24 protein-coding genes are annotated in these 22,084 nt (G+C 63.5%); 4 read left to right on the top strand and 20 right to left on the bottom strand.

Translation table 11 applies throughout. From position 1 onward, the window contains the following. From glmU to MIN45_RS04030, 15 genes are all read right to left on the bottom strand, one after another. Positions 1–1,365 carry a bifunctional UDP-N-acetylglucosamine diphosphorylase/glucosamine-1-phosphate N-acetyltransferase GlmU gene (glmU, locus tag MIN45_RS04100; protein ID WP_286293532.1) on the bottom strand — a complete coding sequence of 455 codons (1,365 nt, stop codon included), beginning with the start codon at positions 1,363–1,365 and terminating at the stop codon, positions 1–3. A 109-nt stretch (positions 1,366–1,474) separates the two neighbouring features. Next, positions 1,475–1,909 carry a F0F1 ATP synthase subunit epsilon gene (locus MIN45_RS04095; RefSeq protein ID WP_286293531.1) on the bottom strand — a complete coding sequence of 145 codons (435 nt, stop codon included), beginning with the start codon at positions 1,907–1,909 and terminating at the stop codon, positions 1,475–1,477. Positions 1,910–1,920: 11 nt separating this feature from the next. After that, a complete protein-coding gene (gene atpD, locus MIN45_RS04090) occupies positions 1,921–3,303 on the bottom strand; it encodes a F0F1 ATP synthase subunit beta (protein ID WP_286293530.1) in 1,383 nt (460 codons plus the stop codon). 35 nt (positions 3,304–3,338) lie between these two features. Next, positions 3,339–4,208: a F0F1 ATP synthase subunit gamma gene (gene atpG, locus MIN45_RS04085; protein WP_286293529.1), complete on the bottom strand. Its 870-nt coding sequence runs from the start codon at positions 4,206–4,208 to the stop codon at positions 3,339–3,341. 6 nt (positions 4,209–4,214) lie between these two features. Then, positions 4,215–5,756: a F0F1 ATP synthase subunit alpha gene (atpA, locus tag MIN45_RS04080; RefSeq protein WP_479691242.1), complete on the bottom strand. Its 1,542-nt coding sequence runs from the start codon at positions 5,754–5,756 to the stop codon at positions 4,215–4,217. Between the two features lie 15 nt (positions 5,757–5,771). Then, positions 5,772–6,308, bottom strand: coding sequence for a F0F1 ATP synthase subunit delta (locus MIN45_RS04075; RefSeq protein WP_286293528.1), 537 nt, complete (start codon positions 6,306–6,308; stop codon positions 5,772–5,774). Next, positions 6,305–6,787, bottom strand: coding sequence for a F0F1 ATP synthase subunit B (locus MIN45_RS04070; RefSeq protein ID WP_286293527.1), 483 nt, complete (start codon positions 6,785–6,787; stop codon positions 6,305–6,307). Before MIN45_RS04070 ends, MIN45_RS04075 begins: the two co-directional genes overlap by 4 nt. 61 nt (positions 6,788–6,848) lie before the next feature. Then, complete coding sequence (gene atpE, locus MIN45_RS04065) at positions 6,849–7,127, bottom strand: F0F1 ATP synthase subunit C (RefSeq protein WP_422732680.1); 279 nt, start codon at positions 7,125–7,127, stop codon at positions 6,849–6,851. Between the two features lie 37 nt (positions 7,128–7,164). Continuing rightward, positions 7,165–7,923 carry a F0F1 ATP synthase subunit A gene (gene atpB, locus MIN45_RS04060; protein WP_286293526.1) on the bottom strand — a complete coding sequence of 253 codons (759 nt, stop codon included), beginning with the start codon at positions 7,921–7,923 and terminating at the stop codon, positions 7,165–7,167. A gap of 6 nt (positions 7,924–7,929) precedes the next feature. Continuing rightward, positions 7,930–8,301 carry an ATP synthase subunit I gene (locus tag MIN45_RS04055; protein WP_286293525.1) on the bottom strand — a complete coding sequence of 124 codons (372 nt, stop codon included), beginning with the start codon at positions 8,299–8,301 and terminating at the stop codon, positions 7,930–7,932. Positions 8,302–8,370: 69 nt separating this feature from the next. Continuing rightward, positions 8,371–9,216 carry a ParB/RepB/Spo0J family partition protein gene (locus MIN45_RS04050; protein WP_286293524.1) on the bottom strand — a complete coding sequence of 282 codons (846 nt, stop codon included), beginning with the start codon at positions 9,214–9,216 and terminating at the stop codon, positions 8,371–8,373. Continuing rightward, positions 9,206–9,991: a ParA family protein gene (locus MIN45_RS04045; protein WP_286293523.1), complete on the bottom strand. Its 786-nt coding sequence runs from the start codon at positions 9,989–9,991 to the stop codon at positions 9,206–9,208. The genes MIN45_RS04050 and MIN45_RS04045 overlap by 11 nt, the downstream gene beginning before the upstream one ends. Then, positions 9,988–10,605: a 16S rRNA (guanine(527)-N(7))-methyltransferase RsmG gene (gene rsmG, locus MIN45_RS04040; protein WP_286293522.1), complete on the bottom strand. Its 618-nt coding sequence runs from the start codon at positions 10,603–10,605 to the stop codon at positions 9,988–9,990. Before rsmG ends, MIN45_RS04045 begins: the two co-directional genes overlap by 4 nt. Next, positions 10,605–12,479 (bottom strand): tRNA uridine-5-carboxymethylaminomethyl(34) synthesis enzyme MnmG, encoded by a 1,875-nt coding sequence (mnmG, locus tag MIN45_RS04035; RefSeq protein ID WP_286293521.1) that lies wholly within the window; start codon positions 12,477–12,479, stop codon positions 10,605–10,607. Before mnmG ends, rsmG begins: the two co-directional genes overlap by 1 nt. 293 nt (positions 12,480–12,772) lie before the next feature. Beyond that, positions 12,773–13,048: a hypothetical protein gene (locus tag MIN45_RS04030; RefSeq protein WP_286293520.1), complete on the bottom strand. Its 276-nt coding sequence runs from the start codon at positions 13,046–13,048 to the stop codon at positions 12,773–12,775. A gap of 15 nt (positions 13,049–13,063) precedes the next feature. On the opposite strand from MIN45_RS04030, the gene MIN45_RS04025 reads away from it, so the two are divergent. From MIN45_RS04025 to MIN45_RS04015, 3 genes are read left to right on the top strand one after another with little or no spacing between them, the layout of a single operon-like run. Continuing rightward, positions 13,064–13,693, top strand: a complete 630-nt coding sequence (locus tag MIN45_RS04025; RefSeq protein WP_337250356.1) for an HAD family hydrolase — start codon at positions 13,064–13,066, stop codon at positions 13,691–13,693. Between the two features lie 40 nt (positions 13,694–13,733). Then, a complete protein-coding gene (gene ahcY, locus MIN45_RS04020; protein WP_286293518.1) occupies positions 13,734–14,990 on the top strand; it encodes an adenosylhomocysteinase in 1,257 nt (418 codons plus the stop codon). A 1-nt stretch (position 14,991) separates the two neighbouring features. Further along, positions 14,992–15,657, top strand: coding sequence for a DUF1614 domain-containing protein (locus tag MIN45_RS04015; protein ID WP_286293517.1), 666 nt, complete (start codon positions 14,992–14,994; stop codon positions 15,655–15,657). 23 nt (positions 15,658–15,680) lie between these two features. On the opposite strand, the gene MIN45_RS04010 is transcribed toward MIN45_RS04015, so the two are convergent. After that, entirely contained in the window at positions 15,681–17,111 is a 1,431-nt protein-coding gene (locus MIN45_RS04010) for an RtcB family protein (RefSeq protein WP_286293516.1), read from the bottom strand. A 12-nt stretch (positions 17,112–17,123) separates the two neighbouring features. Next, complete coding sequence (locus tag MIN45_RS04005; protein ID WP_286293515.1) at positions 17,124–17,555, bottom strand: archease; 432 nt, start codon at positions 17,553–17,555, stop codon at positions 17,124–17,126. 46 nt (positions 17,556–17,601) lie between these two features. On the opposite strand from MIN45_RS04005, the gene MIN45_RS04000 reads away from it, so the two are divergent. Continuing rightward, a complete protein-coding gene (locus MIN45_RS04000) occupies positions 17,602–18,087 on the top strand; it encodes a CDP-archaeol synthase (protein WP_422732671.1) in 486 nt (161 codons plus the stop codon). Here MIN45_RS04000 and MIN45_RS03995 read toward each other — a convergent pair. The 3 genes from MIN45_RS03995 to MIN45_RS03985 are packed head-to-tail and all read right to left on the bottom strand — an operon-like array spanning position 18,081 to position 22,075. Then, complete coding sequence (locus MIN45_RS03995; protein ID WP_286293513.1) at positions 18,081–19,034, bottom strand: metallophosphoesterase; 954 nt, start codon at positions 19,032–19,034, stop codon at positions 18,081–18,083. The genes MIN45_RS04000 and MIN45_RS03995 overlap by 7 nt on opposite strands. Before the next feature lie 12 nt (positions 19,035–19,046). After that, complete coding sequence (locus MIN45_RS03990; RefSeq protein ID WP_286293512.1) at positions 19,047–20,066, bottom strand: ribonuclease Z; 1,020 nt, start codon at positions 20,064–20,066, stop codon at positions 19,047–19,049. Further along, positions 20,063–22,075: a putative bifunctional diguanylate cyclase/phosphodiesterase gene (locus tag MIN45_RS03985; RefSeq protein ID WP_286293511.1), complete on the bottom strand. Its 2,013-nt coding sequence runs from the start codon at positions 22,073–22,075 to the stop codon at positions 20,063–20,065. The genes MIN45_RS03990 and MIN45_RS03985 overlap by 4 nt, the downstream gene beginning before the upstream one ends. Between the last annotated feature and the right edge of the window lie 9 nt (positions 22,076–22,084).

Here is a 22,084-nt window from a genome sequence, read left to right as displayed (position 1 = left end):
TCAAGATTTCTTCTGGGGACGTTGCCAGTGTTCGACGGTGACCTGTTTGCTGCGGCTGAGGGTCAGCTTGCCGGCGGGGGCGTCGCGGGTGATGGTGGAACCGGCGCCGATGGTGGCCCCCTCGCCGACCCGCACCGGCGCCACCAGCTGGGTGTCGGAGCCGATGAAGGCACCGTCCCCGATCACCGTGCGGTGCTTGTTGACGCCGTCGTAGTTGCAGGTGATGGTGCCGGCGCCGATGTTGACCCCGGCCCCCACCTCGCTGTCACCGACATAGCTCAGATGATTGATCTTGGAACCTGAACCGACGCAGGATTTCTTGATCTCGACGAAGTTGCCGATGTGGACGTGGTCGGCCAGCACCGTCTCCGGACGCAGGCGGGCGAAGGGACCGATGCGGCACCCGGGCCCGATGCGGACGCCGTCGATGACGCTGTAAGGCAGGATTTCCACATCACTGCCGATCTCGGCGTCGCGGATGACCGCACCCATCCCGATCCTGACCCGGTCGCCGAGACGGACCCGGCCTTCCAGCATCACGTTGGGGTCGATCTCCACGTCACGGCCGGCCTCGACCTCCCCGCGGACGTCGAAGCGCTCCGGATCGCGCAGAGTCACGCCCTGATCCATCAACGCGCCGGCCTGACGACGCTGCCAGACCCGCTCCAGTTCCGCCAATTGACGCTTGTTGTTGACCCCCTCGACCTCATCGGGGTCGGCGCCAACCGTCTCGATGGGTACCCCGTCGGCCACGGCCATGGCAATGATATCGGTCAGATAGTATTCCCCCTGGGCGTTGTCGTTGTTCAAGCGCCCGAGCCAGATCTTCAACGCCTCGACCGGTACGGCCAGAATGCCGGTGTTGACCTCTCGGATAGGCTTCTCCTCCGGAGTGGCGTCCTTTTCCTCCACGATCCGCAGCACCTGGCCTGTGTCAGGATCGCGGACGATGCGGCCGTAACCGGTGGGATCTTCGAGTTCGACGGTCAGCAATGCCAGCCTGCCGCCGGCGCCGGCTTCGAGCAGACGCAACACCGTGGGTTTGCGGAGCAAGGGAACGTCGCCGTAGAGAATCAGCACCTGCCCCCGCTCCAGGTGGGGCAGGGCCTGCTGCACCGCGTGGCCGGTACCTAACTGGCGGACTTGTTCGACCCAATGCACCGGCCAAGCGGAGAACCGTCGTCTCACCCGCTCCCCACCGTGGCCGTAGACGACGGTGAGCGAATCCGGCCGCAGGCTTGCCGCCAGCTCGTAGACATGCTGCAACAGCGGCTTGCCGCCGACGGTGTGCAGGACTTTGGGAAGATCGGAACGCATCCGCGTCCCCTGGCCGGCGGCCAGTATCACCACGTTCAACATGGGCATCGCCTTTCCTGAATGGGAACAACTAGAAAGGTAGTCCAAAAGAAAAAGCCCGCCAAGATCTTTCCTGACGAGCCATCGAGAATCACAAACCTGTAACGGCCGACGATCGCTATTTTTCGAAGCGCCCCTTGTGCTTCTTGTAACGCTCGAGAATCTGCAGCTGCCGCACCGCTTCCGCCAGCTCCGCCTGGGCCTTGGCGTAGTCGATCTTGCCGGAACGGTCCTTGAGGGCCTCCTCGGCCCGGCGCTTGGCCTCCAGGGCGGCGGCCTCGTCGATGTCCTTGGCCCGGATGGCGGTGTCGGCCAGGACCGTCACCACGTGGGGCTGGACCTCGATGATCCCACCGGAGACGTAGAAGGGCAGTTCCTCGGAAGCCGACACCTTGACCCGGACCTCCCCCGGAATCAGACGCGACAGGAACGGGGCGTGGCGGGGGGCGATGCCCACCTCGCCCAGCTCCGCCGGCGCGAAGACCATTTCCGCAGTCCCGGAATAGATCTCCGCTTCGGCGCTGACGATATCCACATGAATGGTCATGGCCATGTTCCTTTACCTCAGGCCGCCAGTTTCTTGGCTTTTTCCAAGGCTTCGTCGATGGTGCCGACCATGTAGAAGGCCTGTTCGGGAATGTCGTCGTATTCGCCGTCGACGATCCCCTTGAAGCCGCGGATGGTTTCCGAGAGGGGCACGTACTTGCCCGGGGCGCCGGTGAACACCTCGGCGACGAAGAACGGCTGCGACAGGAAGCGCTGGATCTTGCGGGCCCGGGAGACGGTGAGCTTGTCCTCCTCGGACAGTTCGTCCATCCCCAGGATGGCGATGATGTCGCGCAGCTCCTTGTAGCGCTGCAGCGTGGACTGGACCCGGCGGGCGACGTCGTAGTGTTCGTGGCCGATGACCAGCGGATCGAGCTGACGGCTGGTGGAATCGAGGGGATCCACCGCCGGATAGATGCCCAGTTCCGCGATCTGGCGCGACAGCACCACGGTGGCGTCCAGATGGGCGAAGGTGGTGGCCGGCGACGGGTCGGTGAGGTCGTCGGCGGGCACGTACACCGCCTGGATGGAGGTGATGGAACCGGTCTTGGTGGAGGTGATGCGCTCCTGCAGCATCCCCATTTCCTCCGCCAGGGTCGGCTGGTAACCCACCGCCGAAGGCATGCGGCCCAGCAGCGCCGACACCTCGGTCCCAGCCAGGGTGTAACGGTAGATGTTGTCGATGAACAGCAGCACGTCGCGGCCTTCCTCACGGAAGTACTCGGCGATGGTCAGTCCGGTCAGGGCCACGCGCAGGCGGTTGCCCGGCGGCTCGTTCATCTGGCCGTACACCAGGGCCACCTTGTCGAGCACGTTGGATTCCTGCATTTCGTGGTAGAAATCGTTCCCCTCACGGGTCCGCTCCCCCACCCCGGCGAACACCGAGTAACCGGAGTGCTCGATGGCGATGTTGCGGATCAGCTCCATCATGTTGACGGTCTTGCCCACGCCGGCGCCGCCGAACAGACCCACCTTGCCGCCTTTGGCGAAGGGGCAGATCAGGTCGATCACCTTGATGCCGGTTTCCAACAGCTCGGTGGCCGGCACCTGATCCTCATAACTTGGCGCCTTGCGATGGATGGGCCAGCGCTCCTTCTCACCGATGGGGCCCTTTTCGTCGATGGGCTGGCCGAGCACGTTCATGATCCGGCCCAGGGTTTCGGTGCCCACCGGGGTAGTGATGGGGGCGCCAGTGTTGGTGACGCTCATGCCGCGACGCAAACCGTCGGTGCTGCCCATGGCCACCGTCCGCACCACACCGTCGCCCAGCTGCTGCTGGACCTCCAGGGTCAGGTCGGCATCGTCCACCTTGAGGGCGTGATAGACCTTGGGCAGGTTCTCGCGGGGGAATTCGACGTCGACCACCGCGCCGATGATTTGTACGATCTTACCCGAACTCATGTGAATTCCTCTTGAAAGCTGATGTTGGTATCCGGTTACTGCTGAATCGCCGCCGCACCCGAAACGATCTCGGAAATTTCCTGGGTGATGGAAGCTTGACGGGCCTTGTTGTAGAGCAGCTGCAGCTCGTCGATGAATTTGCCGGCGTTGTCGGAGGCGCTCTTCATCGCCACCATCCGCGCCGCCTGTTCGCAGGCCTTGTTTTCCACCACCCCCTGGAACACGATGGACTCGACGTAGCGCATGAGCAGCTCGTCGAGCACCTCCTTGGCGTCGGGCTCGTAGATGTAGTCCCAGTGATGCTTGAGCTGGTCTTCTTCCGCTTCCACCTCGACCGGCAATAGCTTCTGGATCACCGGCTTCTGGGTCATGGTGTTGACGAACTCGTTGAACACCAGATAGAGCCGGTCCAGCTCACCGGCATCGTACTTGTCGAGCATGACCTTGACCACGCCGATGACGTCCTCCAGATGCGGCGCGTCCCCCAGCTGGGTCTTCTGAGCCACGATGTTGGCGCCGACGCCGGAGAAGAAGGAGGCGCCTTTCTGGCCGATGACGCTCATCTCCAGGATGTGGCCGCCCTCCTCCCATTCCTTCATCCGCCGTAGCAAACCGCGGAACAGGTTGGCGTTGAGACCACCGCACAGGCCGCGGTCGGTGGACACCAGCAGGATACCGATGCGCTTGCCGTCCCGCGGCAGCAGATAAGGATGGCGGTATTCCGGATGGGCGTGGGCCAGGTGACGGATGATCCGCTGCATTCGCCGGGCGTAGGGACGGGTGGCCTGCATGCGGTCCTGGGTCTTGCGCATCTTGCTGGCGGCCACCATCTCCATGGCCTTGGTGATCTTCTGAGTATTTTTGATACTCGAGATCTTGGTGCGAATCTCTTTGCCGACTGCCATGGCCCGTTACCAAGCGTGAGTGGATTTGAACTTTTCGACCGCTTCCTTCAACCGCGCGGCGATTTCGTCGTTGTAATCGCCGGTGCGGTCGATCTCCTCGAGGAGATCGGCGTATTCGGATTTGACGAAATCCTGCAGCGCGGCCTCGAAATCCTGAATCTTGTCGACCGGGACGTCGTCCAGATAACCCTGGGTGGCGGCGAACAGCGACACCGCTTGCTCGGCGATGCTCATCGGCTGATACTGGGGCTGTTTGAGCAGTTCGGTGATGCGCTGGCCACGCTCGATCTGCTTGCGAGTGGCCTCGTCCAGATCGGAGGCGAACTGGGCGAAGGCCGCCAGTTCCCGGTACTGGGCCAGATCGAGACGGATCCCGCCGCCGAGTTTCTTGATGATCTTGGTCTGGGCCGCACCACCGACACGGGAAACCGAGATCCCCGGATTCACCGCCGGGCGGATGCCGGCGTTGAAGAGGTCGGTTTCCAGGTAGATCTGACCGTCGGTGATCGAGATCACGTTGGTCGGCACGAAGGCGGACACGTCGCCGGCCTGGGTTTCGATGATCGGCAGCGCGGTCAGGGAACCGGTTTTGCCTTTCACCTGACCGTTGGTGCGTTTTTCCACCTCGGCAGCGCTGATGCGCGCGGCACGCTCCAGCAGCCGCGAGTGGAGGTAGAAGATGTCGCCGGGATACGCCTCGCGGCCCGGCGGACGCCGCAGCAGCAGGGATACCTGACGATAGGCCCAGGCCTGCTTGGTGAGGTCGTCGTAGATGATGAGGGCGTCCTCACCGCGGTCGCGGTAATATTCGCCCATGGCGCAGCCGGCATAGGGGGCGATGAACTGCAATGCCGCCGATTCGGCCGCGGTGGCCGCCACCACGGTGGTGTATTCCATCGCGCCGTGCTCTTCGAGCTTGCGGACGATGTTGGCGACGGTGGACTGCTTCTGTCCCACCGCCACGTAGATACACTTCACCCCGGTGCCTTTCTGGTTGATGATGGTATCGATGGCGATGGCGGTCTTACCGGTCTGGCGGTCGCCGATGATGAGCTCACGCTGGCCACGGCCGATGGGAATCATCGAGTCGATGGCCTTGAGGCCGGTCTGCAGCGGCTGGTCCACCGACTGCCGGGCGATCACCCCGGGGGCGATCTTCTCGATCTCCGAAAAATGTTCGGTTTCGACCGGCCCCTTACCGTCGACAGGACGGCCGAGCGCATCGACCACCCGCCCCAGCAGCGCCTCGCCCACCGGTACCTGGAAGATCTTGCCGGTGCACTTGACCCAGTCGCCCTCGCTCAGGTGTTCATAGGAACCCATGACCACGGCGCCGACCGAATCGCGCTCCAGGTTCAGGGCCATGCCGAAGGTGTCGCCGGGGAACTCCAGCATCTCTCCGTGCATGACGTCCTGAAGACCGTAGATGCGGACGATGCCGTCGGTGATGCCGACGATGGTGCCCTGGGTGCGGGCTTCCACCGCACCCTCGAATTCCTTGATCTTCTCTTTGATGAGATCGCTGATTTCCGCAGGATTCAATTGCATAATTCTGTTCTCGCTCTAGCTGTAGAGTCTTTTTGCCAAACGCTCGAGCCGCCCGCGCACCGAGCCGTCGATCACCTTGTCACCCGCGCGGATGACCACCCCGCCGATCAGATCACGGTCCTCGGCAAGCTGCAGACGTATTTTCCGGCCCAGGGCCTTTTCCAGCGCCCGGGTCAGTTTGGCCTGATCTTCCGCTTCCAGGGGATAGGCGGTCCTGACTTCCACGTCCACGATGCCTTCGTGCTCGGCACGGTAGCGCTCGAACAGCTCATGGATTTGCGGGGCCAGCGTGATGCGGTCGTTGTGAACCAGCAACTTGACGAAGTTCTGCCCTTCTGCGTCCAGATAGCCCTTGCCGATGTCGAGCAGGATCTGGAGAAACCGCTCCTTGCCGATCTTGGGATTTTGGGCCAGCGCTACCAGCTCGGGATCGGACAGGGCGGCAGCGAGGAAAGCGAGCATCTTCGACCATTGCTCGAGCCTGCCGCTCTCCAGGGCGTGCTTGAAAGCGGCCTCGGCGTAAGGCCTTGCCAGGGTGATCGGTTCGCTCATGGCACTCGTTCCAGTTGCTGGGTGACCTCTTCAAGGATGCGGCGATGTTTGCCGGCGTCGATCTCTTCCTGGAGGATCTGCCCGGCCGCGGTCACCACCAGTTGGGAAACCTGCTCCCTAAGGCTTTCCTTGGCCCGCTGCATTTCCTGTTCGATCTCGGCCTTGGCCGCCGCGATCAGGCGCTCGCCTTCCTGGCGGGCGGTTTCCTTGGCGTCGTCGATGATCTCGTTCGCCCGTTTCTGGGCCTTGTTGAGGATCTCGTTGGCTTCCTCGCGGGTTTCGCGCAGCAATTCCTTGGCCCGTTTCTCGGCCAGTTCCATTTCGTGCTTGCCGCGCTCGGCCGCTTCCAGACCCTCAGCGATTTTGCGCTTGCGCTCCTCGAGCGCTTCCATCAGGGGCGGCCAGACGTACTTCATGGTGAACCACACCAGAAGCGCGAAAGTGATCATCTGCCCCAGAAGGGTAATGTTGATACTCACGACCCTTTGCCTCGTTCAGTCTTGATTTAAGGGACGGTCAGTCCGCCACCGGCGGATGCCCTCAGCTGCCGGTGACCGGCGCCAGGAACGGATTGGCAAAGGTGAAGAACAGCGCCATCCCCACGCCGATCATGGTCACGGCGTCCAGGAGACCGGCGACGATGAACATCTTGACCTGCAGCATCGGCACCATTTCCGGCTGGCGCGCAGCGCCTTCCAGGAATTTGCCGCCGAGCAGGCCGAACCCGATGGCGGTCCCCAGGGCGCCCATGCCCAGAACCAGACCCACAGCGATGGCGGTGAGACCTTGAATGTCAGCGATCAGAGCCAGATTTTCCATCATTTCCTCCGTTTGTGATGTCGTGTCGTTGTAAAAATCAATGGGATGCGTGCGCCATGCTGAGATAGACGATGGTCAGCACCATGAAGATGAAAGCCTGCAGGGTGATGATCAGGATGTGGAACACCGCCCAGGGGAAACTGAGCAGCGGCTGCAGGTACCAGGGCATCAGGGCGATCAGGATGAAGATCAACTCCCCCGCGTACATGTTGCCGAACAGTCGCAGGGCCAGGGAAACCGGCTTGGCCAGCTCCTCCACCAGTCGCAGCAGCAGGTTGAAAGGAATGAACCAGACCCCGAACGGGTGCAGCAGGATGTCCTTGAGATATTCCCAGGGCCCCTTGACCTTGAAGCTGTAGAAAATGATGAGGAAGAACACCGTGATCGACATGGCGAAGGTGGCGTTCAGATCGGTGCTCGGCACCACCCGCAGATAAGGGATCCCTTCCAGGGCGGCGATGGTGGGCAGCAGGTCTACCGGAAGCAGGTCCATGGCGTTCATCAGGAACACCCAGCAGAAGATGGTCAGCGCCAGCGGGGCGATGACCGGATTGTGGCCGTGGAAGGTGTCCTTGACCTGGCTGTCGACGAATTCCACCAGCATCTCGGCGAAATTCTGGATCGGCCCCGGCACGCCGGCGGTGGCCCGCTCGGCGGTGAACTTGAAGGCCAACACGAAGGCCAGGCCGAGCACGGCGGAAAAGAACAGCGTATCGAGGTGCAGGGTCCAGAAACCCTCGCCCACGTGCAGGGGGGTCAGGTGGTGAACGATGTACTCGGTAGGACTTTTAGCCATGACGCCTCACTTGGTCTTCTTGTCCAGCAGCAGGGCGAGCCAGAACGCGCCCAATACTGCCACGAATCCTGCAAACAACGGCCCGAACCGCAGCCCGGGCATCCTCAGTACCAAAAAAAACAGGGTCGCGGTCAACACCAGCTTGACCACTTCCCCCAGGTAGAAGCCGCGCACGATCTGCTTCGGCGTCTGCCCGCGGCTACGGGCGATCCTGAGGGCGAAATAAGCGTTGGGAAGAAATGCGATCAAAGCCCCCAGCGCACTCGATTTTGCCGCCGGCCAGCCCCAAACCAGACCGATTCCCAGCGAAACCAAGCTTGCGACCGCCAGCTGCAGGGTCAGAACCCGACCGACGGCGGCTGCGACATTGATCGCCATCGCTTCCCCGCACACACAAGACCCGGATTCTATCGGTGCCCCTGATCGAAATCAAGGAGAACGACGACTTTATCTCATCCGGGTCAACAATCCTTCCAGCTGTTCCAGATCGCTGTAGCGGATCACCAGGCTACCCTTGCCGCCACGGCCATGGCGGATGGTGACCGGTGCGCCGAGCAGGGAGGACAGCTCCTCCTGCAGCCGCAGGATGTCGGGATCGGGCCGATCCTGCCGGGATTTTTCCCGGGATTGTTGCAGTTTTCTCACCAAGGCTTCTGTGGCACGCACCGTCAGTTTGCCGTCGGCCACCTGGCGGGCGATTTGCAATTGTTGCTCGCCAGCCAGCCCCAGCAGGGCGCGGGCGTGGCCCATTTCGATCCGGCCTTCGGCCAGCAGCCGTTTGACTTCCGGTTCGAGATCAAGCAGGCGCAGCAGGTTGGTGATGGTGGTGCGCGACTTGCCCACCGCTTCGGCCAGTTGCTGGTGGGTCATGTCGAATTCCTCCAGCAGCCGCCACAGGGCCTCGGCCTGTTCCAGCGGATTGAGATCCTCGCGCTGGACGTTCTCGATCAAAGCCAGGGCCAAGGCGGTGCGATCGTCGAGCCGGCGCACCACCACCGGAATTTCCGCCAGCCCCGCCAGGCGCGAGGCCCGCCAGCGCCGTTCGCCGGCGATCAGTTCGTAGCGGTCGTTTTCGAGGGGACGGACGACGACAGGCTGGACCACACCGTGGGTGCGGATGGAGTCGGCCAGTTCCGCCAGCCTATCGGGGTCGATGTCGCGGCGGGGTTGGAAGCGGCCCGGTTCGATCCGATCCAGGGGCAGCGTCTGGGGCGACTCGGCCCGGGGCAGGGCCGCCTCTCCCAACAGCGCGTCGAGACCGCGTCCCAGGCCGCGTTTTTTCTTAATCGCCATGGGCGGTTTCTCTCTGATGGCGGCCGACCAGTTCTCCGGCCAGGGCCAGGTAAGCCAGAGCGCCGCGGGAGGATTTGTCGTAATGCAGCGCCGGCAGACCGTGGCTGGGGGCTTCGGCCAAGCGGATGTTGCGGGGGATGCAGGTACGCAGCAGGCGTTCGCCGAAGTGTTCCTGCAGCTGTTCGGAGACGTCCTTGGTCAACCGGCTGCGGGGGTCGAACATAGTGCGCAGCACCCCTTCGATCTGCAGCCGCGGATTGACGCTGCGGCGGATGTCGGCGATGGTTTCCAGCAGGGCCGACAGCCCTTCCAGGGCGTAGTATTCGCATTGCATCGGGATCAAGACACCGTCGGCAGCCACCAGGGCGTTCAAAGTCAACATGTTGAGGGACGGGGGACAGTCGATGAGGATGTAGTCGTAACGGGACCGAACCGGCTCCAGGGCTTCGGCGAGACGGCGTTCACGGCGGTCGGCCTGCATCAGCCGGACTTCGGCGGCGGTCAGGTCGGCGTTGGCGGGAATCAGGTCGAATCCCAGCGGCGGCCGCGGCACCACCACCGTTTCGGCGCCGGCCTCCCCCAGCAACAGATCGCAACAGTTGGGCTCGGCCTCGTTCTTGTCCACCCCGCAGCCCATGGTGGCGTTGCCTTGGGGATCGATGTCCACCAGCAGCACCCGGCGCTGAGTCGCGCCCAGGGAGGCGGCCAGATTGACGCTGGTGGTGGTCTTGCCCACTCCGCCCTTCTGGTTGGTGACGGCGATGATTCTGGTCATTCGGTTTCCGGTGTAATTTCGATCAAGTGACGCCGGGCCTCCAGACCGGGCACCTTCAGGGGGACCACCCGGTGGGGGGCCTGGAGCGCCGCCAGTTCCTCCGTTGGATGGCGGCCCTTCATCACCAGCAGCCTGCCGCCCGGGGCCAGCAGGTGACGGCTCTGGGTCAGGCTGCGGCCGGCTTCGGTGACGGCCCGGGTGACGATGGTAGAAAATCCCGCCGGGTCTGTATAGTCCTCCACCCGGGCGTGGACCGCCTCTACGTTGTTCAATCCCAGCTCCAGAGCCATCTGGCGCACGAAACGGATCTTCTTGGCCACCGCGTCCAGCAGCACGAAACGGCGCTCGGGAAAGAAGATCGCCAGCGGCAGACCAGGGAAACCGGCGCCGGTGCCCACGTCGAGAATCCGCCCGCCGTGCAGGTACGGATGGATCGCCAGGCTGTCGAGGACGTGGTGGGTGGCGAACCGCGCCTCGTCCTCGATGGCGGTGAGATTGACCACCCGGTTCCAGCGCACCAGCCCGCGGTAAAGCTGCTGGATGCGGCCGATGCGGTCGGGCGTCGGCGCCAGTCCCAGAGCCTCGATGCCGGCGGTCAGGATGCCTGCGGCCATCAGGCGCTTTTCTTCCTGAGGTGGACCAGCAACAGGGAAATCGCCGCCGGGGTCACGCCGGGAATCCGGGCCGCTTGCCCCAAAGTGGCCGGTTTCCGGGCCGCCAGTTTTTCCTGCACCTCCCGCGACAGGCCGACCACGTTGTGGTAGTCGAGGCTTTCGGGCAGCCGCAGATCCTCGTAGCGGCGGGTGCGCTCGATCTCGGCCCGCTGGCGTTCGATGTAACCGGCGTACCTGGCCTGGATCATCACCTGCTCCACCTCTGCCGGCGTGTAAGCGGTAGCATCCACCTCCGCCAGCTCGAGCAGACGGGTGATGTCCACTTCCGGACGGCGCAGCAGTTCCAGCAGGTTGGCTTCCCGCTGCAGGGGATTTTTCAGCACCGCCGCGAGCCGCTTTGCGGTTTCACTGTCGGGCCGGATCCGGCAGCGCTCCAGTTCGCCGCGTAAAGTTTCGATATTTTCCACCTTGCGCTCGAAGGCCCGCCAGCGCACCTCGTCCACCAGCCCCAGTTCCCGGCCCTTGGGGGTGAGACGCAGGTCGGCGTTGTCCTCGCGCAGCAACAGGCGGTATTCGGCCCGACTAGTGAACATGCGGTAAGGCTCGCTGGTGCCGCGGGTGATGAGATCGTCGATCAGTACACCGATGTAGGCCTCGTCGCGCCGCGGCCACCAGGGTTCCAGGCCTTTGGCTTTGCGGGCGGCGTTGAGCCCGGCGATCAGACCCTGGGCGGCGGCTTCCTCGTAACCGGTGGTGCCGTTGATCTGGCCGGCGAAGAACAGATTCGCCATGGCTCTGGTTTCCAGGCTCGGCTTCAACCCACGGGGATCGAAAAAGTCGTATTCGATGGCGTAACCGGGCCGGGTGATGTGGGCGTTCTCGAAGCCGCGGATCGAGCGGATGAAGTCCAGCTGGACATCGAAAGGCAGACTGGTGGACACCCCGTTGGGATAGACCTCGTGGGTGTCGAGTCCCTCCGGCTCCACGAAAATCTGGTGGGAATCGCGCTCGGCGAAACGCACCACCTTGTCCTCGATGGAGGGACAGTAGCGGGGGCCGACGCCTTCGATGGCGCCGCTGAACAGGGGAGAACGCTCCAAGCCGGCGCGGATGATGGCGTGGGTGCGTTCGTTGGTGCGGGTGATGTGACACGCCACCTGGGGAGGATGCTCCTCCGGCGTGCCGAGGAAGGAAAACACCGGCGTCGGCTCGTCCCCCGGCTGCGGGGTCATCGCACCATAGTCGAGGGTGCGGCCGTCCAGCCGCGGGGGGGTACCGGTCTTGAGCCGTCCCACCTGGAAATCCAGCTCCCGCAGGCGTCTGGCCAAAGCGTTGCTGGGACTGTCACCGGCACGTCCCCCCTGATAGCTGGCCTCGCCGACGTGGATCACTCCGCCGAGGAACGTGCCCACGGTCAGGACCACGCAGCGGCCTTGGAATCTCAGCCCCATCTGGGTGACGACGCCAGCGGCCTGTTCCCGTTCGACGATCAGATCCGCCACCGTCTGTTGAAACAGCCACAGGTTGGGCTGGTTCTCCAGCATCTGCCGAATTGCCTGCTTGTACAGAGTCCGGTCGGCCTGGGCCCGGGTGGCGCGCACCGCCGGTCCCTTGGAAGCATTGAGAATGCGGAACTGGATGCCGGCCCGGTCGATAGCCCGCGCCATCACCCCTCCTAGGGCGTCGATCTCCTTGACCAGATGGCCCTTGCCGATACCGCCGACAGCAGGATTACAGCTCATCTGGCCCAGGGTTTCGATGTTTTGGGTCAGCAGCAGTGTCCTGGCGCCGGTGCGGGCGGCCGCCAGCGCTGCCTCCGTGCCGGCATGACCGCCGCCGACCACGATGACGTCAAAGACTTTGGGGAACTCCATAGGTATCCGGTAGGGAAAATTGGCTAAACATTATACAGTCTTCGGTTCCTCCATCTGACAACTCTTAAGTCTTTATCTTCTTTTTTGAAGAAAGATTTGGTTATTGTAAGCCGGCACGTTTTTCTGGGATAACCGGTTTTTTCTTTCCAGATCAAAGGGATGTGTTATTCCCAAGTTGTCCACAAGGGTGTGGACAAGATGGGGGAGCCTGTGGAGGAATCGGGGATAAAATTTTCTCCCATCTGTGTCCCCCGGTTATCCACATGCTTGGGCACAGGTCGTCCCGCCCGTTTTCACATCACCAGCCAGGGCCAGAAATACCAGGCTGTAAGACCGATGACCAAGGTCGCCAGCCAGTAGCCCCAGTGATGACGGGTGCGGTAGAGGGTGAGAAAGAAAAACAGACCGAAAGCGGTCGCCATCATGGCCCGCAGACCTGCCCCCTGGAAATCGTCGAAGGTTAAACTGTAAAAGCCGGTCAGCAGGCCATAGCCGCCGGCAAGGAGGAAAGGATGACGGAAACGCAGGCCTGTCAGGGCCAGGAGAAACAGAACGATGACACCCAGCATGGAGAATCGCGCCTTGTGAGTCAGAACGACAACTTAGACGGAATCAAGGCGGTTTTATTCGATTTCGGCGGCGTGATCGCCGAGGAAGGCTTCCGCGAAGGACTCAGGACCTTGGCCCGACAACAGGGGTTGGACGAACAGTCCATCTTCGAGGCCGGTATGGATGCGGTCTACGACAGCGGCTGGGTGGTAGGGTGGGGCACCGAGGCCGATTTCTGGCGTCTGATGGCCGAGCGGACCGCCCTGAAGGGCGATCCTGATTCCCTGCGGGCGGTCATTCTGGAACGGTTCCGGCTCCGGCCGTCGATGCTGGCTCTGGTGGACGCGTTGCGCCGTGCAGGATACGTGGTCGGCCTGCTGAGCGATCAGACCGAGTGGCTCGACGAACTGGACCGCCGCTACCGCATCTACGATCACTTCGACCGCCTCTACGTCAGCTACCGCCTCGGCAAGGGAAAACGCGACCCTTCCCTGTTCGACGACATCGCCCGAGATCTGAATCTGGCGCCCCAGGAAATCCTCTTCATCGACGACAGCCCCGGCAATGTGGCGCAAGCCCGCCGACAGGGCTGGCGGGCGCTTCTGTTCCAAGGTGAGGCGGACCTGCGCCGCCGGTTGCGAGAGATGGGCATCCCTTCGTCTTGAGTGATAAGCTGAGCGTTTCTTTCATGCTCGGAGGTCGGCGATGACTGCGTGTGACATCAACGATCCTGCCCTGGCCCCTCAGGGTTGGAACCGGATCGAATGGGCCGGAGCGGAGATGCCGGTGCTGGCCCGGATCCGCAAAACGTTCACGGAGACGAAACCCCTGGCCGGCGTACGCATCGGCGCCTGCCTGCACGTGACCACCGAGACCGCCAATCTGGTGCTGACCCTGCAGGCCGCCGGGGCCGAAGTGGCCCTGTGCGCCAGCAATCCCCTCAGCACCCAGGACGACGTCGCCGCCGCCCTGGTGGAAAAGGGCATCGCCGTATTCGCCCGCCGCGGGGAGGACGAGGCCACCTACTACGGCCACATCCGCAGCGTCCTCGACACCCACCCCCGGATCACCCTGGACGACGGTGCCGATCTCGTTACCACGCTGCACCGGGAGCGCCCCGAACAGCTGGCCGAGATCGCCGGCGGCACCGAGGAAACCACCACCGGCGTCATCCGTCTGCGGGCCATGGCTAAGGACGGTGTGCTGAAATACCCCATCGTCGCCGTCAACGACGCCCTGACCAAACACCTGTTCGACAACCGCTACGGCACCGGCCAGAGCGCCCTGGACGGCGTCATCCGGGCCACCAACATCCTGCTGGCGGGACGCAATTTCGTGGTCTGCGGTTATGGTTGGTGCGGCCGCGGCATCGCCATGCGTGCCCGCGGTCACGGGGCCCACGTGATCGTCACCGAGGTCGATCCCCTGCGGGCCCTGGAGGCGGCGATGGACGGCTACCAAGTGATGCCTTTGCGGGAAGCGGCAAAAATCGCCGATTTCATCGTCACCGCCACCGGTGACAAGCACGTGGTGGATGCCGGGCACCTGGCGGTGATGAAGGACGGCTGCATTCTCGCCAACGCCGGCCATTTCAACGTGGAAATCAACATTTCCGCTCTGGAACGGCTGGCCGAAAGCCAGCACCATCCCCGTCCCCACGTGACCGAGTACCGCCTCGCCGACGGCCGCCGCCTGCGTCTTCTGGCCGAGGGCCGGCTGGTGAATCTGGCCGCCGCCGAGGGACATCCGGCGGCGGTGATGGACATGAGCTTCGCCAACCAGGCTCTGGTGGTGGAATACCTGTGGCGCAGGCAAGGGCAGCTGCCGGTGGCGGTTCATGCGGTGCCGGCGGAAATCGACCAGAAAGTGGCAAGGCACAAGCTCGATGCCCTGAACATCGCCATCGACGCCCTGACACCGGAACAGCAGGCCTATCTGGCTTCCTGGCAGGAGGGCACCTGAGATGCGTTCGCCGTTTTCGCTGCTGCACTTTCTGCTGTTTTTCTTCCTGCTGGTCTTTCTGCTGACCTTCATCCAGCTCCAGCTCATCACCCTGTCCTTCGAGCGCCTGGGGCTGTCCCCCACCGCCACCCTGCTGATGCTGCTGGGTTCCTTGCTCGGCAGCGGCATCAACATTCCCCTGTTCAGCATCCGCGCCGAGCCGCCGCCGGAGGTGATCGAAACCCCCTTCGGCCTGCTGCGGCCTCCGCCCCTACCCTTCACCGGGCGGACGGTGATCGCCGTCAACGTGGGCGGCTGCCTGATCCCGCTGCTGTTTTCGCTGTACTTGGTCAGCAGGCTGGACCTACCCCTGCCGCCGCTCCTTTTGGGCATCGCCCTCGTCGCTCTGCTCAGCTACATCTTCAGCCGCCCGATTCCGGGAATGGGGATCGGCATGCCGATGCTGTTGCCGCCGCTGATCGCCGCCACCGTGGCCGTGGTGCTAGGAGGGGAGGAATACCGGGCGCCTTTCGCCTACATCTGCGGCACCCTGGGCGTGCTGATCGGGGCCGACGTGTTGCATCTTAGGGACATCCCCCGGCTCGGGGCGCCCATCGCCTCCATCGGTGGGGCCGGCACCTTCGACGGCATTTTCATGACCGGGGTGCTGGCGGTTCTGCTGGCCTGAACCAGAACGTTTCCGCTCCGGCGCTAGCCCTTGATGCAGACCAGGGGCCGCAGCCGCGCCACCAGCCTGGCCAGTCCCGCCTTATCCGCGGCTCTCACCACGGCGTCCACCGGCTTGTAAGCTTGCGGTGCCTCCTCGGCGACCCCGCGCATCGACGGACTGCGGACGATGATGCCCTGGCGCTCCAGCTCCGCGATGACCTGCTGCCCTTTCCAGGTTTTGGTGGCCTGACGCCGGCTCAGGCAGCGCCCGGCGCCGTGGCAGGCCGAGGACAGGGAGTGGCGTTCGCTCTCGGTGGTGCCCACCAGGATGTAGGAGCCGGTTCCCATGGAGCCGCCGATGATGACCGGCTGCCCCACCGGCCTGAACACTTCCGGCAGGGCCGGATGGCCGGGGCCGAAGGCCCGCGTCGCTCCCTTGCGGTGGACGAAGACCCGCCGCCGCCTGCCGCCGACCTCGTGTTCCTCTTCCTTGCAGGTGTTGTGGGAGACGTCGTAGATGAGCTTGAGATCGTGGTCGGGGAAGAATTCGGCGAACACCTGGCGCACCAGGTGGGTGATGATCTGGCGGTTGGCCAGTGCGCAGTTGATTCCGGCGCGCATGGCGCCCAGATAACGCTGCCCCACCGGGGAGCGGATCGGGGCGCAGGCCAGCTCCCGGTCCGGAAGCTCGATCCCCGCCTCCTTGGCCGCCTTCTGCATCAGCTTGAGGTATTCGCTGCCGATCTGGTGGCCGAGGCCGCGGGAGCCACAGTGGATGGTGACCACCACTTCCTCCGCCTCCAGGCCGAAGACCCTGGCCACATCCGGGTTGAAGATCTGCTCCACCACCTGGACTTCCAGATAGTGATTGCCGGAGCCGAGGGTGCCCATCTCCCGGCGCTGGCGCTCGCGGGCCTTTTTCGACACCTGGGCCGGGTCGGCGCCAGCCATGCAGCCGTGTTCCTCGATCCGTTCCAGATCCGCCTCGCGGCCGTAACCCCGTTCCACCGCCCAGGCCGCTCCGCCTTTGAGCATGGCGTTCATTTCCGCATCGTTCAGGGAGATCGAACCCTTGCTCCCGACCCCGGCGGGGATGTGGATGAACAGCGCCTCGGCCAGGGATTTTTTCAGCGGTTCCAGCTCTTCGCGCTTGAGGCCGGTGGTGAGGGTGCGCACCCCGCAGGAAATGTCGAAACCGACTCCGCCGGCGGAAATCACCCCCCCCTCGTCGGGATCGAAAGCCGCCACCCCGCCGATGGGGAAGCCGTAGCCCCAGTGGGCGTCGGGCATCACGTAACAGGCCCCGACGATGCCGGGCAGGGAAGCGACGTTGCCGGCCTGCTCGGCCACCTTGTCGTCCATGTCGCGGATCAGCGCCTCATCGGCATAGATCAGCACCGGCACCCGCATCTTGCCGGTGGCCGGAATGCGCCAGCAGGTTTCGTCGATACGCTCGAGCTTGCTGATGTCCATCGCTTCACCTCGTCATACGTCCAGCACGCACTGGGCGATCCAGCGGCCGTCGTCGCTCCGGGTCACCTTCAGCTCTGTGAAGGTCGCCCCTTTCACTTCCACCGCCGGCTGGTGTCTGGCGCGGTCGACCGGTTCGCCCCACAGAGTCGCCCGCAGGCGGCGGTCGTCGATCTCGACATCGAAGCGGCTGAACAGCATTTTGCGCACCGCCATCTCGTAGATGACGGCATCGAGAAAGTCCACCAGCAGCAGTTCCAGGTCGCCGTCGTCGTCGCGTTCCAGCTCGATGGTGACCGCCTGTCTGGGTTCGACCCGGGCCGGGTCGGTGGTGACTGCGGTCAAAGCCAGGGCCGCCTGGGCGAAGGCTTCCTCCAAGGTGGGCCCCCAACCGCGCACGCCGATGTCGGCCATGTGTTCGAAATGTTCCCAGCCCGCTTCGGCCATCCCTCCTCCCCTGCTATGATGGCTTGCCTGTTTGCTTATCTTGGGGATGGCTGTGCTGGAATTCAAGCTGTTGTGCCTGCTGCTGGTGGCCAACGGCGCGCCGGTGGTCGCCTGGGACCTGTTCGGAGAGCGTTTCGCCTGGCCGGTGGATTTTGGGTGGCGCTGGCGGGACGGCCGTCCGTTGTTCGGCCCTTCCAAGACCTGGCGCGGACTGTTTGCCGCCCTGCTGGCCACGCCGGCGGCCGCCCTGATGCTCGGCCTGTCCTGGCAGACCGGTTCGATGGTGGCTTTGGGGGCGCTGGCGGGCGATCTGCTGTCCAGTTTCCTCAAGCGGCGCCTGGACATCGCGCCCAGCGGTAAGGCCCGCGGTCTGGATCAGCTCCCCGAAAGCCTGTTGCCGCTGTGGTGGGTCAGGGAACGGTGCGGGTTGCGCTGGGAGAACATCTTCTTGCTGGTGGCGGTGTTCTTCGTCCTCGAGGTGACCCTTTCCCCGCTCCTGTACCGCTTGGGAATCCGCAAGCGGCCTTATTGAGCCCGCAGGGTGTGGAGCGTCACTTCCGGCGGGCAGTTGAAGCGCACGTCCACCACGCTCACGCCACAGCCGCGCGAGGTATAGCCCTGAAGCTTGTCGTAGCGCCAGGGGCCGTTGCAGAGGCGGTAGGGAGCGGCGGCGTTACGCATCAGGGCGATGCCGCCGGGCAGGCAGATCTGGCCGCCATGGGTGTGGCCGCACAGGTACAGATCGCAGCCGGCATAGGTGGCCTGGCGGTACAGTTCCGGGGAATGGGCCAGCAGTACGGTCACCTCCCCTTCCGGCACCGCATCCAGGGCCTTTTCCAAATTGTCGGCACGGTAGTAATGGGGATCGTCGACCCCGGCCAGCCAGATCGTCTGCCCCTCCCGCTCGATGGCGGCAGCTTCGTTCAGTAGCATGCGGATTCCCAGCGCCTCCAGGCCGGGGACCATGCGCACGGTGTCGTGGTTGCCGAGAATGCCGAAGACAGGTGCGGTCAACTGCGGGACGACCTGGGCCAGCGCCGCCAGCGCCGGTTCCCAGGGACCGAAAGTGCGGGCGCGGAAGTCGCCGGTGACAACGCAGAGGTCGTATTCCAGCCCGGCCACGGCGGCATTCAGGGCTGCCGGCAGATCGGGGCTCATGTCCAGATGCAGGTCGCTCAGGTGCAGCAGGGTGAAGCCGTCGAAGATGGACGGAAGATGCGGAATCGTCACTTCGTTGCGGGTCACTTGGATGCAGCGGGCGTTGCGACGGCCGCGGCCGTGCAGACCGACCAGCCGTAGGCAGCCGCGGATGAAACCGTGAACCGAGTACCAGTTCTCGAGGTGAAAGAAATTGCGCGCCAGACCGCCGAAGACCCGGCGTTCGAAGTCGGCCTCCATCCCCAGGCGCTGTTCCAGGTGGGTGCGGCCGAGGCGCAGCCTCAGCAGGGTCGTTTCCTGGTTGTCAGGCTGTTTTGTCATTGTCGCTGTCTTTCAGGATGACAGGGGCCTGCCGAATCCTTCCGCCGCCTGACGATACAGAAGCTCGGGATTTTGCTGATGACGCGCGGAGAAATGAAACGGCACCAGGCGTTTGGCGCCGACACGCCGGGCGATGTCGCCCGCCTGCCAGGCGGTCAGATGATATTTTTCCCGTGCCATCTCCGCCTCCTCATGGGAAAAGGGCGCTTCGATGTAAAGCCGGTCCACACCGGAAAGTATAGCCTGCAAATTTCTGAGGTTTTGCGGGTCGTAGCGGCAGTCCACCACATAGCCGATGCGCAGCCCGGGGACGATTCTGAGAATTTTCCGCTTCAGTTCGCCCAGGGTGAAGCGGCGTTTCCGGGGGATCGTCCCATCGCGCCAGTAGGCGGTGATGATCAGGTCATCCGGCTTTCCGGCCAGAACGGCCCGTTTCAGTTCCTGCAGCCAGGGGCCGGTGGGAACGCCCAGTTCCTCCAGGCGGTTCTTCCAGATGTTGACGTGTTCGGTTTCCTCCAGACAGAAGGCAAGGCAAGGGATCTTGTGGTCTAGGACCGCGGCGCGAACCTTCAGGCCCGGCTCGGCCGCCAGGGTCCGGTTCTCGACCGGCACCGCGCTTAGGTCTTCCCGGGCAAAAGTCCGGCGGCAGCGGAAGCGGGCCCGAGCCATCGTCGCACCGCCCTCCCATTCGTGGACGATGAAAATCAGCTCGTCGGCGTAATTTTCCACCAGATTCCAGGTGTAGCCGCCGAGACGGTGTTCGACTCGGTCGATGAAACCTGCAGGACCGTAGAGGCGGAGGGTTATCGCCCGCCCCAGGCACACCCGCAGCAAGTAGTCGAAGCCGTAGAAATGATCCATGTGGGCGTGGGAGACGAAGATGTGGGTCAGGCGCAGCAGCTTGCGCGGGCTGAGAGCGTGAATGTCGCCGAGATCGAACAGCAGGGCCCGTTTCTGGAACAGAAACTCCACATACAGGGCCGGATCGCCAAAAGGATCGTTGACCAGTTGGGGCTGGAAGGTGGGTTTCACAGGGTCTGAGGCTGCGTTTGCAGAACGGTTTTCAGGGGTACCGGTTGACCGACGAAAAACCCTTGGGCGTAATCGACTCCCAGCTCTATCAGTTGTTGCATGATCGCTTCGGATTCGACGAACTCTGCCACCGTCCGTTTGCCGAGAATGTGGGCAACCTCGTTGATGGAGCGGACCATGGCCAGGTCCACCGGATCTTGACTGAGATTGCGGATGAACTGGCCGTCGATCTTGAGATAGTCCACCGGCAGCCGTTTCAGATAGGCATAAGACGAAAAACCGGCGCCAAAATCGTCCAACGCCAGCCGGCAACCCAGGGATTTGAGGGTGGCGAGAAAGGGCTGGGTCTGGGCTAGGTGGGTGATGGCGGCGGTTTCGGTGATTTCGAAACACAGGCGTTTTGGGTCAAAATGCTGGCAACCTTCCTGGATCAGCGCCAGGAGTTCCGGATCGCCCAGGGATTGTCCCGACAGGTTGATGGAGAACCGGGTCGTGGGGTTGGAGTGCCGGGACAACAGGGTGAGTGTGCGGCAGACCACCCAGCGGTCGATTCGGGGCATCAAATGATAGCGTTCGGCTGCAGACAGAAAGCTTGCCGGGGGTTCGACGCCGTTGCTCTGAGGCAGGCGCAGCAGGATTTCGTAATGACGGGCGGTCGGGCGTGAAATCTGGCCGATGGGGACGATGGGCTGGGCATAAAGCTCGAAACGGTTTTCTTTCAGTGCCTGCTCCAGACGTGCGATCCAGTTCATTTCCTGGCGGCGCTGACTGATCTCGAGATCGCTGCTGCGATAGATCTGGATCCGGTTGCGGCCGTAGTCCTTGGCGAGGAAACAGGCGGCATCGGCGTGGCTGAGGGCGGTTTCCGCGCTGGTCGGTTCAGATGACAGGGGAACCACGCCGAAACTGGCGCTGACGTGGAAGGTCCGCCCTTCCCAGACGAAAGGCCAGTCGTTGAGCGTGGCGCGGATCTTTTGCAGCCGTTCCAGCGCCCGATCCAGGGGACAATGGCGCAACAATAGGGCGAATTCGTCGCCACCCAGGCGGGCGAAGCAGTCGCCAGGGGTCAGCTGCTGGCGGATCAGCTGGGCGATCTGGCACAAGAGCGCGTCTCCGGCTGCATGACTGCAAGTATCGTTGACCAGTTTGAACTGGTCCAGGTCGAAATAACACAGCACGTAGGGGGGGGCACCGTGTCTGACGTCTTTCAGTGCCGTTTCCAGGCACGTTTGGAAAGCGTGGCGGTTGTACAGGCCGGTCAGCGCATCGTGGTGCGCCTGGTATGCGATGCGGCGGTCGGCCTGCTGGCGCCTGTAGGCCAGGCTGGCGAGTTGGCCGACGTGTTCCAGCAGCCGTGTGTCTCTTGGGTTTAGACGGCTGTCGGGGTGAAGGTACAGTTCTATCCAGCCGCAGCAGCCATTTTCCCCCTTCAAGCACAGGCGCACGATTCCTTTTGCGTCGATTTCGATGGTTTTGATTTCGTGGGAGTCGGCACAAGGTTTGGGTTTCAGTGGGCAGGAAAAGAGCGGCCTGGACGGTTGGGGAGGATCTCCGATCTGCGCGATGCACCGGAACGGTTCCCGTTCCTCGTTTTTCAACCAGATGGCGGCCTTTTGTTGCAGGGGCAGGTCGGCATGGTGAAGCAGCGCCTGCAGCAGATGGGTGAAAAAATTCCGGGCGTCTTCGAAGGTGTGTCTGAGAATGTCGTTGAACAGGCGGTCTTCGCGGGTACGGCGCCTGAGTTCGGTGAACATTCTTTCCAGACAGAAGACCGCCGCCAGGGCGATCACGCTGACAACCAGTCCTGGCAGTTCCTCCCATGCCTGCCAGCGTAAGGTATGCCAGTCCTGGGTCCTTTCAATCAGGGTCCACCCCTGGCGCACGGCCATCAGCAGAAGCATCAGGGCCAGAAAACCGATACGCCAGTCGCGGATGCGGTGCCAGACCCGTAGGGAGATGAAGAAGGCGATGAGACGGATGCCGATGGAGAGAACCAGGATTGCGCTCACCGCCGCCTC

It is taken from the genome of Methylomarinovum tepidoasis, from assembly GCF_030294985.1.
Taxonomy (GTDB): domain Bacteria; phylum Pseudomonadota; class Gammaproteobacteria; order Methylococcales; family Methylothermaceae; genus Methylohalobius; species Methylohalobius tepidoasis.
The sequence above is the reverse complement of the archived record's forward strand: the minus strand, read 5'-3'. Positions and strand labels throughout refer to the sequence as shown.